Source organism: Streptomyces spinosisporus (assembly GCF_022698145.1).
Lineage (GTDB): Bacteria > Actinomycetota > Actinomycetes > Streptomycetales > Streptomycetaceae > Streptomyces > Streptomyces spinosisporus.
The window spans coordinates 140,684-153,915 of sequence record NZ_JALDAX010000003.1; the positions used below are offsets into that span (position 1 = coordinate 140,684).

The window sequence follows — 13,232 nt, forward strand, 5'->3', positions numbered from 1 at the left end:
GTGTCGTAGGCATGACAGTGCAGCGGTCCAGACCTTTCGTCAATAGGTCTGGACCAGTTTGGCGAGTGCGGGAACGCTCTCTTGGCCGGTGATGACAGCTGACAGATATTGAAATCTGTCAGCTGTCATGCCAAGGTGGATCCCATGACGATTCAGACGCGAAACCTCGGAACCACCGGCCCCCAGGTCTCCGCCCTCGGCCTCGGCTGCATGGGCATGTCCGGCATGTACGGCGAGGCGGACCGTGCCGAGTCCATCGCCACCATCCACGCCGCCCTGGAGGCCGGCGTGACCCTGCTCGACACCGGCGACTTCTACGGCATGGGCCACAACGAACTGCTGATCAGCGAGGCCCTGCGCACCGCCCCGGCCGCCCTGCGGGAGAACGCGCTGGTCAGTGTGAAGTTCGGCGCCCACCGCGGTCCGGACGGCGCGTGGCTCGGCTACGACACGCGCCCGTCCGCCGTGAAGACCTGGGCCGCCTACTCCCTGCAGCGGCTCGGCGTCGACCACATCGACGTCTACCGCCCCGCCCGGCTCGACCCGAACGTGCCGATCGAGGAGACCGTCGGCGCGATCTCGGAACTCGTCGAGCAGGGATACGTCCGCCACATCGGGCTCAGCGAGGTCGGCGCGGACACCATCCGCCGGGCCGCCGCCACCGCCCCGATCGCCGACCTCCAGATCGAGTACGCGCTCATCTCCCGGAGCCCCGAGCGGGAGATCCTGCCCACCCTGCGCGAGCTGGGCATCTCCGTCACCGCCTACGGTGTGCTCTCCCGCGGGCTGATCTCGGGGCACGTCACGCCCGGGCAGCAGTACGCGCAGAACGACTTCCGCGCCCACTCGCCCCGCTTCCAGGGGGAGAACCTGCAGCACAACCTCACCCTGGTCGAGTCGCTGCGCAAGATCGCCGAGCAGAAGGGCGTCTCCGTCGCGCAGATCGCCATCGCCTGGGTGCTGTCCCGGGGCGAGGACATCGTGCCGCTGGTCGGCGCCCGCACGCGCGAGCGGCTCGGTGAGGCGCTGGGCGCGCTGGACGTGACCCTGGACGCGGACGACCTCGCCGCCATCGAGGCCGCCGTACCGGCGGACGCGGCGGCCGGTGAGCGGTACGCCCCCGCGCAGATGGCCATGCTCGACAGCGAACGCTGAATCCGGTGCCGGGTACCGTCTAGGCATGCCTGCGACCACCGAGACCCTGACCGCCGAGCGCATCCTCGCCGCCACCGAGGAAGTGCTGCGCCGCCACGGCCCCGCGAAGGCCACCGTGGTCGACGTGGCCCGTGCGCTCGGCGTCAGCCACGGCAGCGTCTACCGCCACTTCCGTACGAAGGCGGCGCTGCGGGAGGCGGTGACCAAGCGCTGGCTGGACCGGACGACGGAGGTACTGGCGGCCGTCGCCGCGGACACCGGGCTGGACCCGGAGGACCGGGTGCGCGAGTGGTTCGCGACCCTCTTCGCGGCCAAGCGCCGCAAGGCGGGCCTCGACCCCGAACTGTTCGCTACGTACACGGTGCTGGTCGGCGAGTCCGGCGAGGTGGTCAACGACCACATCTGCGACCTGACCGGCCAGTTGACCGACATCGTACGAGCCGGAGTCGCATCCGGCGCCTTCACCGTCGACGACCCGGAGACCACCGCCCGAGCCCTCTTCCAGGCCACCGGTTTCTTCCACGACCCGGGTTACGCCAAGGAGTGGGAACGGCCGGGTGTGCAGGAGGAGTTCGAGGCGGTCATGGATCTGCTGGTGAAGGGGTTGCGGGGCTAGTCAGCTGCGCGGGCCGTCCGCCACGTACCTCCAGAAGTCCCTCATCAGAGGCGTAGGTGTCGGGTTCTGCATGGCTGCCTGGGTGAGCAGGATGGAGATGGTTCGTGTGGGCGGGACGAGGTGGGCCGTGGTGCCGGTGCCGCCCACCCAGCCGTAGCGGCCGGGGACGTTCCAGGGGTCGGTCGGGGTGACGTCGACCTGGCCGCCGTAGCCCCAGCCCTGGCCCTCCAGGAAGAGCGGGACGCGTGCGCGCTGCTGCGCCGTGAGGTGGTTCGTGGTCATGCGGCTCACCGAGGTGGGGGACAGGAGCCGGTGGCCGTCCGGGGTGGTGCCGGAGTTCAGGAGCAGACGCGCGAAGGACAGCCAGTCGTCGGCCGTGGAGACCAGGCCGCCGCCGCCCGAGTGGAAGTCGGGCACGCTGCTGAACTCGCCGTCCGGGGCGTCGAAGAGGTCCAGGCTGCCGTCCGGGTTCGTCGAGTACGCCGAGGTGAAGCGGTGCCGTTTCGACGGCGGCACCGCGAACGCCGTGTCCGTCATGCCCAGCGGCTCGAAGATCCGCTCCGCGAGGAAGTCGGGCAGACCACGGCCGCCGGCGCGGGCGACCAGGATGCCCTGGAGGTCGGACGAGGTGCCGTAGAGCCAGGCCTCGCCCGGCTGGTACAGCATCGGCACCTGGGCGAGCAGGGTCAGCCAGGCGCCCGCCTCGGGCCAGGACCCGAGCGCGCGTCCGTCCTTCTGCACCGTGAACAGCGACTGCACCGCGGGGAGCGCGAAGTCGGCGGGGAAGCCCCAGCCGGTGCGCGAGCTCAGCAGGTCCTCGACCGTGATCGGACGGGCCGCCGGGACCACGTCCTCGACGGGGCTCGACGGCGTGCGCACCACCATCGGCTTCGCCAGCTCCGGCAGCCACTCCTCGACCGGTGAGTCCAGTCCGAGCACGCCGTCCTCGATCAGCATCAGCACCGCCGCGGCCGTGATCGGCTTGGTGATCGAGGCGATCCGGAAGATCGAGTCCCGGGCCATCGGGGCGGTGCCGTCGGTGTCCACCGAACCGACGGTCACCACCTCGACGTCGTCGCCGCGGGCCACCAGGGCCACGGCCCCGGGCGCGGTGCCCTCGTCCACGTGGCGCTGCAGGGTTTCGTACAGAGTGCTCATGGCCGGCCTTCCGTGGCGTGGTCGTCGTACGGCTTACCGATCTACGACCGCAACCGCGGCGAAAAGTCATCGGCCGAGGGGGCGCCTACTCCTCCGTCGACGGATCCACCGTCGCCTGGTGCGCCTCCGCCAGATGCTCCTCGGCCTTCAGCCAGGGCAGGAACTGCGCGCCCTTGCGCCAGCCGCAGGTGTCGCATCTGATCGTGCGCTGCGGCCCTTTGCGCAGCACCCGGACGGTGTGTTCCCGCCCGTGCTGGTCCCAGCGGCTCACCTTGCTCGTACCTGTCTGCAGCATGATGTCTCGCCTCCGGCTAGGAGTGTGCAGCAAGACCAACATCAACAGGGGCTCCTGGCGCGTGAGTTCGGTGGGAGTTCTGCGTCATGTGGGGAAAGCGGGGTCGTTCGGTGGGGCTTTGCGGGACGCGATCCGCTCCAGTCCGGAAGAAGCGCGGCAAACCCGCGGCAAACCGCCCGTCAGCCGATCGTCCGCGGCAGCCGCAGACTCAGCAGACCGGTCAGGGCCACACAGGCCAGTTGGACCAGCAGGGTCGTGATCAGGGCGTCGCGCATGCCGGTGCTCGGAACCAGGGAGAGGAAGAGGGTGCCCAGGGCCGCCACACCGAGCGCCAGGGCCGACTGCTGGGTGGTCATCATCACGCCGCTGCCGACACCGGCCCGGGCGGGCGGCACCTCGGAGAGCACGACCCGGAAGACGATGGGCAGTTGGAGCGCCTGGCCCGCGCCGGCGAGCGCCGCCCCGGGGAGCAGTTCGAGAAGGCCGAGGTCCGGCCAGGAACGCCAGGCGGCCAGCGCCATCAGCCCGACTCCGAGCCCCTGTATCAGCGCACCGGCGGTCACCACGCGGGTGCCGTACCGGGCCACCAGACGCGGTCCCGCGAGCGAGACGAAGAAGAAGACGACGGCCATGGGCGCGAGCGCGAGCCCCGCCGGTACCGGCCCGAGCCCCGCGCCCCGCTGCAGGGCGACCGCGATCACGAACATGAACCCGCTGAAGCCGACGGAGAACGGGACGATCATCACCAGCCCGCGGCGCAGCGAGGCGAGCGCGAACAGACTCGGTGGCACCAGTGGCGTACGGCCCTGCCGGTCCGCCCGGCGCTCGACCGCGTAGAACGCCGCCGCCACGAACGGGAACGCCACCAGCGACAGCCACGTCCACAGCGGCCAGCCCGCCGAGCGGCCCTCGGTGAGCGGTGCGAGGAGCGCGAGCAGGGTCGCGGTGAGCAGGACGGTGCCGGGTCCGTCCACCGGCTCGGGGTGCTGGGAGCGGGTCTCGGGCACGCCGCGGACGGCCAGGACCAGGCCCACGACGACCACGGGGACGTTCACCAGGAACACCGAACGCCAGCCGGTGCCCCAGACGTCGGCGGCCACCAGGATCCCGCCGAGGATCTGGCCCGCCACCATGGACAGGCCGGCCGTGGCACCGTAGAGCCCCATGGCCTTCGCCCGCCGCTGTCCCGCGGTGGCCGACTGGATGGTGGCGAGGACCTGCGGCAGCATCGCGGCAGCGGCGGCGCCCTGCGCGACCCGCGCGGCGACCAGGGTCCAGGCGCTGGGCGCGAGCCCGCAGGCCAGCGAGGTCAGGCCGAAGGCGGCCATGCCGCCGAGGAAGAAGCGGCGCCGCCCGAACAGGTCGCCGAGCCGTCCCCCGAGGACGAGCAGGACGGCGTACGCGAGCCCGTACCCGGCGACGACGAGTTCGAGCACGGCCTCGCTCGCGTGCAGGTCCTGGCCGATGGTGGGCAGGGCGACGTTGACGATGAAGAAGTCGATGAGAGGGAGTGCCGCGGCCAGCAGCACGGTGAAGAGTCCGAGGCCGCCGAGCGTGGGTGGCGCGGCCGGTGATCGGACGGTGCGTGAAGTGATGGTTTCGGTCACGCCGTCGAGCCTGCGGTCGTCCGCAGACTGGTACCAGAGTCTTCTTATCCTGGTAGAAGGAGTACCTGGAAACAGGGTCCGCGCGGCGGCAGGCTGGGGGCATGACGACCATGGCGCAGGATCGGCCGGCAGGCACCGACAACCCCCCTGCGACGAAGGACGCCGGTTCGGTACGACGGCACGAGCTCGCCGCCTTCCTGCGGCACCGCCGTGAGCACATCAGCCCCGAACAGGTCGGTCTGCCCCGCGGCAGCAGGCGCCGCACCCCGGGCCTGCGCCGCGAGGAGGTCGCGCATCTCGCCGCCGTCGGCGTCACCTGGTACACGTGGCTGGAGCAGGCGCGTGACATCCAGGTCTCGGTCCAGGTCCTGGACTCCCTGGCCCGCACGCTCTTCCTCGACCCCAGCGAGCGCGCCCACCTCTTCCAGCTGGCCGGTCAGGTGGACCCCACTCCGGCCACCATCTGCCCCTCCATCACACCCGGGGTGCGGGCCGTCCTGGAACAGCTGGAGCCCGTCCCCGCCTGTGTGCAGAACAGCCGCTACGACATCCTCGCCTACAACCGCACCTACGGCCTGCTGCTGTGCGACCTGGACGCGGTACCGGCCGAGGGCCGCAACTGCCTGGTCCTGTCGTACACGAACGACGAGTGGCGCTCCTCGATCGTGCACCTGGAAGAGGCCCAGCGAACGATGGCGGCCCGCTTCCGGGCCTCGATGGCGGGTCATCTCGTCGAGCCCGGCTGGAAGATGCTCCTCAAGCGGCTGCGCGCCGAGTCCCCCGACTTCTGCGAGATGTGGGACCGCCACGAGGTCATCGCCCACCGCTCCAAGCGCAAACTCTTCGACAACCGCTACGTCGGCCGCATCACGGTCGACCACACCGACCTCTGGCTCGGCCCCGAACTGGGCCCCCGCATCGTCACGTACGCCCCGGCGGACGACGAGTCCTGGCAACGCCTGGAGAAGCTACAGCAGATAGCCCTGGAGAGGAGCCCTGCAGGCCTTTAGGGGCGCGGGACGTGACTGCAAGCTTTTAGGGGCGCGGGGAACTGCGCGACCAGCCCCCACGGACCCGCACTCGCCGAACTACGCGCGGCCCCCGAGACCTACGCGCTGACCCCAGCCGCTTCACGCACCTCAACAGCCTCAAGCCGCTCAGCAGTCCGCTCGGCGGTACGCCGAGCCCACCGCCCACTGGTCACCGCCCCGAACACCAGCACCAGCCCCCCGCACAGAACCAACACCCACCACCCCGGCACGGAAGCCGACACGAACGCCGACCGATACGACGACGCCCCCACCCCCGACGCCAGAACCGACCCCACCACGGCAACCCCCAGCGTCTGCCCCAACTGCCGACTCGTCGAAGCGACCGCCGCGGCAACCCCGGCCTGCGCCCGCGGCATCCCGGACACCGCCGTGTTGGTGATCGGCGCGTTCACGAACCCGAACCCGATGCCGAACACCACGTAGGCGATGAACAGCGTGACGTCGGACGTCTCCGCGTCGAAGGCCGCGAACAGCACCGCGCTCACGGTCATCGCGACCCCCGCGATCACCAGCGACAGCCGCGGCCCCCGGTTCCCGACCAGCCGCCCGGACAGCGGCGCGCACAGGACGATGGGTACGGCCATCGGCAGCATCCACAGCCCGGCGTGCAGCGCGCTCAGCCCCCGGACGTTCTGCAGATACAGCGTCGACAGGAACAAGAACCCGCCGAGCGCGGCGAACGCGCTGATCGCGATCACCGTCGCCCCGCTGAACGGCACGGAACGGAAGAAGCGCAGGTCGATGAGGGGTTCGTCGCGCCGCGGCTCGTACCACAGCAGCCCGGCCAGAGCGAGCGCCGCGACCACCGCGAACGGCAGGATCGAGCCGACCCCGGAGTCCGGGGCCTCGATGATCGCGTACGTCAGCGAGCCGAACAGGACGATGACCAGGACCTGGCCCACGGGGTCGGGGCGGCGGGCCTTGGGGGCGCGGGAGTCGGGGACGAAGCGCAGGGTCAGCAGCAGGGCGACGAGCCCCACCGGCAGATTGACCCAGAAGATCGAGCGCCAGCCGACCGAGTCGACCAGCAGACCGCCCACCAGCGGGCCGGCGGCCATGGATATGCCGACCACCGCACCCCACACACCGATCGCACGGGCGCGCTCGCGCGGGTCCGTGAAGGTGTTGGTGATGATCGACATCGCGACCGGGTTGAGCATCGAGCCGCCGACCGCCTGAATCATGCGGAACGCGATCAGCGCGTCTAGGATGGGGGCGAGCGAGCACAGCAGCGAGCCGAGCGTGAACACGATCAGGCCCGACATGAAGACCTTCTTGCGGCCCACCCGGTCGCCGGTGGACCCGGCGAGCATCAGCAGCGAGGCCAGCACCAGGGTGTACGCGTCGATCGTCCACTGCAGGCCCGAGGTCGGGGCGTCCAGGTCGTGCTGCATCGAGGGCAGCGCGACATTGAGGGCCGTGGTGTCGAGGCTGACGATCAGCAGGCTCATGCAGCAGATCGCGAGGACCAGCAGTCGTCGTCGGGGACTCAGCTCGGGCATGCTTCCCACTGTACGACGATTTCGATAGTGCGTCTAACTAATGACCGATACAAGATCATGGCATCCGCGAGGGATCACGGCATCCGCGAGGGATCATGGCAGCCGCGAGGGCAGCCCCAGCACCGCCAGCCCCACCAGTCCCACGGCCTGCACCCCGAGGACGGCCACCAGCGCGTCCCGCATGCCGAGCCCGGGGGTCAGCGACAGGAACAGCGAGCCCAGCGTGGCGACGCCGACCGCGAGGCAGGACTGCTGCAGCGTCGCGGCCAGCCCGCTGCCCGCGCCCGCGCGTTCCGCGGGTACGGCCGCGAGCAGGATCCGGTAGCACAGCGGCAGCTGCAGCCCCTGCGCCACGCCGCACAGCGCCAGTCCCGGAGCGAGCAGCAGCGGGCTCAACCGGGGCCACGGGACGGCCAGCGCGGTGCCCGCCACGACGGCCAGACCCGCGAGATGCACCGCCGCGCTCAAGGTCACCGCGCGCCCGCCGCAGCGTCGCACCAGCCGCGGCGCCAGCACCGACGCCGCGAACTGCGCGATCCCCATCGGCACCAGCGCCAGCCCCGCCTCCAGGGCGCCGTAGCCGAGCCCCTGCTGCAGCACGACCGCGCTCACGAACATCCAGCCGCCGAAGCCGACGAACACCGGCACTCCCAGAAGCAGCCCCCTGCGCACACCGGGGGCGTGCAGCAGCGACGGCGGCAGCAGGGGACTTCCGCCCGCGTCCTCGGCGCGCCGCTGCACGCCGTAGAAGACCAGGCCCAGCACTGGTGCCGCGAGCAGCAGGAGGACGGACCACAGGGGCAGCCCGGCCGCCCGGCCCTCCGTCAGCGGCAGCAGCAGCGCGGTCAGGGCGGCGGCCAGCAGCAGAGTGCCCGTGAGGTCGCCGTGTGCCGGGCGTACGGCCCTGCTGTCGGGGACCGTGCGCACCGCGCCCAGCAGGGCGGCCGTCGCGACCGGCACGTTCACCAGGAACACCGCCCGCCATCCCGTGCCGGCGAGATCGGCGGCGACCAGGACACCGCCGAGCACCTGCCCGAGCACCACGGAGACGCCGCCCACGGAGCCGTACAGCGCCACCGCGCGGGCGCGTCGCTCGCCCTCGGTCGTGGCATGGACCGTGGCCAGCACCTGCGGCAGCATCAGCGCCGACGCGGCGCCCTGCGCCACCCGCCCGGCCACCAGCCACCAGGCGCCCGGAGCCAGCCCGCAGGCCAGCGACGTCAGCCCGAACGCGGCCACGCCCCACAGGAAGAGCCGACGCCGGCCGTAGGTGTCGCCGAGCCTGCCGCCGAGGACGAGCAGCACGGCGTAGGCGACCGCGTAACCCGCGACGATCATCTCCAGGGCGGCCGCGGAGACGTCCAGGTCGTGGCGGACGGTCGGCAGCGCGACATTGACGACGAAGAAGTCGATCATCGGCAGCGCGGCGCCGAGGAGCAGGGTGAACAGGCCCCACGGGGTGAGGGTGCGGTGGGGGAGGGCGGTCGGGGCGCCCGGCGGGGAGTCGGGCGGGGAGTCGGGTCGGGAGTCGGTGGTCATGGAAGCGAGCCTGCGGGGGCGCCCAGCCGGGTACCAGATGGTGCTGATCCGGGTACTGCCACCAACTGGAACCGGTGTACGGGGACACGGCACGCTGGTCGTATGACCGCCGTAGTGCCCGAGCCCGCGCAGGACCGCGACGTTCGCCGCCGTGAGCTGGCCGCCTTCCTGCGCAGCCGCCGCGAGCGCGTCACCCCCGAGCAGGTCGGACTGCCCCGCGGCCCGCGCCGCCGCACACCGGGGCTGCGCCGCGAGGAGGTCGCGCAGCTCGCCGCGGTCGGCGTCACCTGGTACACGTGGATCGAGCAGGGGCGGGCCGCCCATATCTCCGCCCAGGTGCTGGACGCGGTCGCTCGCGCGCTGCTGATGGACGCCGCCGAGCGCGCCCACCTCTACGCCCTCGCCGGCACCTCCGACCCGCACACCGAGGCCGAGTGCACCGTCGCCTCCCGCTCGGCCCTGCGGATCGTGGAGCGCCTCGCCCCCTATCCGGCCTCCCTGCAGAACGCCCGCTACGACGTCCTGGCCGCCAACCGCCCCTACGCCCAGGTCTTCGGCGACCCCGCCGAGCTGCCGCCGGACCAGCGCAACTGTCTGTGGCTGCTGACCACCAGCGAACGCTGGCGGCGCGACTTCCTCGACCGGGACGAGATGCTGCGCGACCTGGTCGCCAAGTACCGGGCGAGCATGGCCGAGCATGTAGGCGAGCCCGTCTGGGAGGCCCGGCTGAAGCGGCTCCTGGACGTCTCGCCGGAGTTCCGCAGGCTGTGGGAGCGGCACGAGGTCGCGCCGATGGTTGCGCACGTCAAGCGCTATTTGCATCCGCGTGTGGGTCTGCTGCGTCTGGAGCACCGCAACATGTGGCTGGCGCCGCAGGCTCCGGCCCAGCGGGTGGTCGCCTATGTGCCGGCGGACGAGTGCACCGAGGAGCGGCTGGAGCGGCTGGAGCGGCTGGCCGGGCTGGCCGGGCCGGCCTGAGAGTGAGCGACAATGGGTGCTTGCCCCTGCTCGATCACCCTCGTACGTCCGCCCGGAGTCCCTTGATGTCCCAGCCGCTGTCCATCGGTCCGCACGTCGTCGCGCCGCCTGTCGTGCTCGCTCCCATGGCCGGGATCACGAACGCGCCCTTCCGGACCCTGTGCCGGGAGTTCAGCGGGGGCAAGGGGCTGTTCGTGAGCGAGATGATCACGACGCGGGCGCTGGTCGAGCGCAACGAGAAGACCATGCAGCTCATTCACTTCGACGAGAGTGAGAAGCCGCGGTCCGTCCAGTTGTACGGCGTCGACCCGGCGACCGTCGGCAAGGCCGTCCGCATGATCGCGGAGGAGGGTCTGGCCGATCACATCGACCTGAACTTCGGGTGCCCGGTGCCGAAGGTGACGCGGAAGGGCGGGGGGTCGGCGCTGCCGTACAAGCGGAATCTGCTGCGGGCGATCCTGCGTGAGGCGGTGTCCGGGGCCGGGGATCTGCCGGTCACGATGAAGATGCGCAAGGGCATCGACGACGATCATCTGACGTTTCTCGATGCCGGGCGGATCGCCGTGGAGGAGGGTGTGACGGCGATCGCGCTGCATGGGCGGACCGCTGCGCAGCACTACGGCGGTACGGCGGACTGGGACGCGATCGCGCGGCTGAAGGAGCATGTGCCGGAGATTCCGGTGCTCGGCAACGGCGACATCTGGTCGGCCGAGGATGCGCTGCGGATGGTGCGGGAGACCGGGTGCGACGGGGTGGTGGTCGGGCGGGGCTGCCTCGGGCGGCCGTGGCTGTTCGCGGATCTGGTGGCGGCCTTCGAGGGGCGTACGGAGGCCATCGCGCGGCCGTCGTTGCGGGAGGTCGCGGATGTCATGGTGCGGCATGCGACGTTGCTCGGTGAGTGGATCGGGGACGAGAGCAAGGGTGTTGTCGACTTCCGTAAGCATGTGGCCTGGTATCTCAAGGGGTTCGCGGTCGGCAGTGAGATGCGCAAGCGGCTTGCGGTCACGTCGTCGTTGGGGGAACTGCGGTCTGGGCTTGATGAGTTGGACCTCGATCAGCCTTGGCCTGCTGGTGCTGACGGGCCGCGTGGGCGTACGTCCGGGAACAATCGGGTGGTGTTGCCGGATGGGTGGTTGAAGGATCCGTATGACTGCGCGGGGGTTGGGGAGGATGCGGAGTTGGATACCTCTGGCGGTTGAGTGATTTGCTGCGGCGCCTGGGTGGGGTGCCTGCGGCGCCTGTGCGGGATTGTGGGGGTTCGCCTCGCGCCTGTTGTGCGTTGTGGGTCGGGGCCGCGGCGGGGGTGTCCGTCCTCGGTCCGGCGGGTGCCGCTCGGTGGAATGTGCGGGGTGTTTGACGCCGGCCGCTGCGGGCGGACACCCCCGCCCCGTCCCCTTCCCGCCGTACGCGGCTGACCCCTGCGTCAGCCCTTCGTCGGGTGTGGGGTCGAGCCGTACGCCGTCAGGAACTTGTCTCGGAAGGCGCTCATCTTCCAGACCGGGGCGTCGTGGGCCGGGCGGAGTCCGTCTGTCCAGTTCCAGTCGGCGATCTTGTCGAGGACTTTGGGGTCCTTGGCGACTATGGAGATCGGGACGTCGCGGTTGGCGTGGTTGCCGCTGACTCGGGCTATGGGCTGGTGGTCGCCTAGGAAGACGAGGACGGTGTTGTCCTTGCCGTAGCGCTCCAGCCATTCGGTCAGGGCCGTCACCGAGTACTGGATCGATTTGCCGTACTCCGCCTGGGACTTGGGTGAGTTGGTGATGATGTCGCCCGGTTTCTTGCCCTCGTCGTGGATCGCGTTGAAGATCTTGCCCTCCCCGAGGTCTTCCCACGGGACCATCTTTGGGATGGGGGCCCAGGGTTGGTGGCTGGAGGTGAGGATGAGGAAGGACATGCGGGACTTGCCGTCGGCCGGCTTCTTGCTGTGGACGCGCTGCTGGAACTGTTCGAGGGCGTACTGGTCGGGCATCGTGGACCAGCTGAACTTCGGGCCCTGATAGCCGAGTTGGAAAGCGTTGTAGACCTTGTCCAGGCCGTACCACTTGGCCTCGGGCCAGCCCTTCTGCATACCCGGCATGATGCCGACCGTGTCGAAGGCGCCGGTCTTCTGGAACGCCTTGGTGAGGGTGAGGTGTTCGCCGTCGCCCGCGGTGACGGTCCGGTAGCGGTTCTGGTTGTTGATCCACAGGCCCGACATCGTGGTGGAGTGGCCGAGCCAGCTGCTGCCGCCATAGGTCGCCGACGTCAACCAGCCGCTCTTGGCGTGGAAGCCCGCCCTCGCGAGGGCCTTGGTGCGGGCGTCGAGGGTGGCGTCGACGCCGGGCGCCTCGACCGGGTCCTCGATCGCGCTGCGGCCGTAGCTCTCGATGAACGTGAAGACCATGTCCTTGCCGCGCAGGTCCGGCACCAGCTGGCTGGGCGGGGTGCCGCCGAAGGTGTCCGCGCGGGCCGTCTTGCCGAAGGCTGCCTCGTCGCGGATCGCGTCCCTGACGCGTTCGGCGCGGTACTTCAGCATCGTGACCGTGTGTTCGGCGGAGAGGGGGACGCCCTGGTTCTGCAGGTTCAGGCTCGCGCAGACCATCCAGAAGGCGCTGAGGACGAGGAGGGCCCGGGTCGAGTGGCCCGGGTTGCGGCCCACCAGGTTGCCGACCCGGATCGCTGCCAGGACCATCACGGCCAGGATCGCAAGGACGAGAACTATGACCCCTACGGCTGCCAGTTGGGCCGTTCCCTTGCCCAAAGTGTCGCCCAGGTACGACTGTGCGTCGGTGAGCAGCGGCCAGTCCAGGATGATGTTGAAGCCGCGGCCCAGGTACTGGTAGAAGCCGATGTCCATCAGGTTCAGCACGGTCAGTACGCCGAGGATCAGCCCGAACAGCACCGCCACGACCAGCCTCGGCCTGCGCGGCAGCGCCGTCAGCACGGCCGCCCCGAGCAGCGCCTCGACGGGCAGCCGGATGAACTCGGCCGTGCGGAAGGTCTCCCACCGGTTCGGCATCACCAGCGCCACGGCCACGAGGACGAGCGCTACGGCCGTTCCCGCGATGCTTATGACCTGCGCGGGCTTGGGGTGCGCGGCCTTCCAGCGTCGCCAGGCCCGGCGGGGGTGGGGGCGCGGGAGGGCGCGGAGACGGGAGAGGAAGGTCGGGGTGGGGGCGGGTGCGGTCACCGTGGAGGCGAGGACCAGTTCCTTACTGGGCTCGCGCGGCTCGGTCGCCTCAGCCGTCTGGCGCGTGCTCGTGTCCTGAGACAACCCCAAGGTCCTTCCGTACGAGGCCCGTGCTGCGGAGTGGCGGGCCACGCTGGGGAGGCTGGGACCCGCCACCAGTC

General features: G+C 70.7%; 11 protein-coding genes. 5 read left to right on the plus strand and 6 right to left on the minus strand.

Annotated elements, in window-relative coordinates; all coding sequences use genetic code 11:
* The first annotated feature begins 144 nt into the window (after nucleotides 1-144).
* Both MQN93_RS08885 and MQN93_RS08890 read left to right on the plus strand, forming a co-directional pair.
* Nucleotides 145-1,155 carry an aldo/keto reductase gene (locus tag MQN93_RS08885; RefSeq protein ID WP_242709022.1) on the plus strand — a complete coding sequence of 337 codons (1,011 nt, stop codon included), beginning with the start codon at nucleotides 145-147 and terminating at the stop codon, nucleotides 1,153-1,155.
* Nucleotides 1,156-1,180: 25 nt separating this feature from the next.
* A complete protein-coding gene (locus MQN93_RS08890) occupies nucleotides 1,181-1,771 on the plus strand; it encodes a TetR/AcrR family transcriptional regulator (protein ID WP_242709023.1) in 591 nt (196 codons plus the stop codon).
* On the opposite strand, the gene MQN93_RS08895 is transcribed toward MQN93_RS08890, so the two are convergent.
* From MQN93_RS08895 to MQN93_RS08905, 3 genes are all read right to left on the minus strand, one after another.
* Nucleotides 1,772-2,929: a serine hydrolase domain-containing protein gene (locus tag MQN93_RS08895; protein ID WP_242709024.1), complete on the minus strand. Its 1,158-nt coding sequence runs from the start codon at nucleotides 2,927-2,929 to the stop codon at nucleotides 1,772-1,774.
* An 85-nt stretch (nucleotides 2,930-3,014) separates the two neighbouring features.
* Entirely contained in the window at nucleotides 3,015-3,224 is a 210-nt protein-coding gene (locus MQN93_RS08900; RefSeq protein ID WP_016435378.1) for a hypothetical protein, read from the minus strand.
* Between the two features lie 179 nt (nucleotides 3,225-3,403).
* A complete protein-coding gene (locus MQN93_RS08905; RefSeq protein WP_242709025.1) occupies nucleotides 3,404-4,831 on the minus strand; it encodes an MFS transporter in 1,428 nt (475 codons plus the stop codon).
* A gap of 101 nt (nucleotides 4,832-4,932) precedes the next feature.
* Between MQN93_RS08905 and MQN93_RS08910 the strand changes: the two genes are divergently transcribed.
* A complete protein-coding gene (locus MQN93_RS08910; RefSeq protein ID WP_242709026.1) occupies nucleotides 4,933-5,841 on the plus strand; it encodes a helix-turn-helix transcriptional regulator in 909 nt (302 codons plus the stop codon).
* A 98-nt stretch (nucleotides 5,842-5,939) separates the two neighbouring features.
* Here the strand turns inward: MQN93_RS08910 and MQN93_RS08915 are convergent, their stop codons facing one another.
* Together MQN93_RS08915 and MQN93_RS08920 are read right to left on the minus strand one after the other, a co-directional pair.
* The gene (locus tag MQN93_RS08915; RefSeq protein ID WP_242709027.1) at nucleotides 5,940-7,385 is read right to left on the minus strand and encodes an MFS transporter; all 1,446 of its coding nucleotides are present in this window, start codon (nucleotides 7,383-7,385) and stop codon (nucleotides 5,940-5,942) included.
* A gap of 93 nt (nucleotides 7,386-7,478) precedes the next feature.
* Nucleotides 7,479-8,924 (minus strand): MFS transporter, encoded by a 1,446-nt coding sequence (locus MQN93_RS08920; RefSeq protein WP_242709028.1) that lies wholly within the window; start codon nucleotides 8,922-8,924, stop codon nucleotides 7,479-7,481.
* Nucleotides 8,925-9,026: 102 nt separating this feature from the next.
* Between MQN93_RS08920 and MQN93_RS08925 the strand changes: the two genes are divergently transcribed.
* Together MQN93_RS08925 and dusB are read left to right on the plus strand one after the other, a co-directional pair.
* Entirely contained in the window at nucleotides 9,027-9,902 is an 876-nt protein-coding gene (locus tag MQN93_RS08925) for a helix-turn-helix transcriptional regulator (RefSeq protein ID WP_242709029.1), read from the plus strand.
* Nucleotides 9,903-9,967: 65 nt separating this feature from the next.
* A complete protein-coding gene (dusB, locus tag MQN93_RS08930) occupies nucleotides 9,968-11,101 on the plus strand; it encodes a tRNA dihydrouridine synthase DusB (RefSeq protein ID WP_242709030.1) in 1,134 nt (377 codons plus the stop codon).
* A 224-nt stretch (nucleotides 11,102-11,325) separates the two neighbouring features.
* On the opposite strand, the gene MQN93_RS08935 is transcribed toward dusB, so the two are convergent.
* Nucleotides 11,326-13,155: an LTA synthase family protein gene (locus MQN93_RS08935; protein WP_372504320.1), complete on the minus strand. Its 1,830-nt coding sequence runs from the start codon at nucleotides 13,153-13,155 to the stop codon at nucleotides 11,326-11,328.
* Nucleotides 13,156-13,232: the final 77 nt, after the last annotated feature.

What these genes read in the sequence shown, in the direction of transcription:
- MQN93_RS08895 (WP_242709024.1), bottom strand. Translation starts at nt 2,929, where the DNA reads ATGAGCACTCTGTACGAAACCCTGCAGCGCCACGTGGACGAGGGCACC.
- MQN93_RS08925 (WP_242709029.1), top strand. Translation starts at nt 9,027, where the DNA reads ATGACCGCCGTAGTGCCCGAGCCCGCGCAGGACCGCGACGTTCGCCGC.
- MQN93_RS08890 (WP_242709023.1), top strand. Translation starts at nt 1,181, where the DNA reads ATGCCTGCGACCACCGAGACCCTGACCGCCGAGCGCATCCTCGCCGCC.
- MQN93_RS08900 (WP_016435378.1), bottom strand. Translation starts at nt 3,224, where the DNA reads ATGCTGCAGACAGGTACGAGCAAGGTGAGCCGCTGGGACCAGCACGGG.
- MQN93_RS08915 (WP_242709027.1), bottom strand. Translation starts at nt 7,385, where the DNA reads ATGCCCGAGCTGAGTCCCCGACGACGACTGCTGGTCCTCGCGATCTGC.
- MQN93_RS08885 (WP_242709022.1), top strand. Translation starts at nt 145, where the DNA reads ATGACGATTCAGACGCGAAACCTCGGAACCACCGGCCCCCAGGTCTCC.
- MQN93_RS08920 (WP_242709028.1), bottom strand. Translation starts at nt 8,924, where the DNA reads ATGACCACCGACTCCCGACCCGACTCCCCGCCCGACTCCCCGCCGGGC.
- dusB (WP_242709030.1), top strand. Translation starts at nt 9,968, where the DNA reads ATGTCCCAGCCGCTGTCCATCGGTCCGCACGTCGTCGCGCCGCCTGTC.
- MQN93_RS08910 (WP_242709026.1), top strand. Translation starts at nt 4,933, where the DNA reads ATGACGACCATGGCGCAGGATCGGCCGGCAGGCACCGACAACCCCCCT.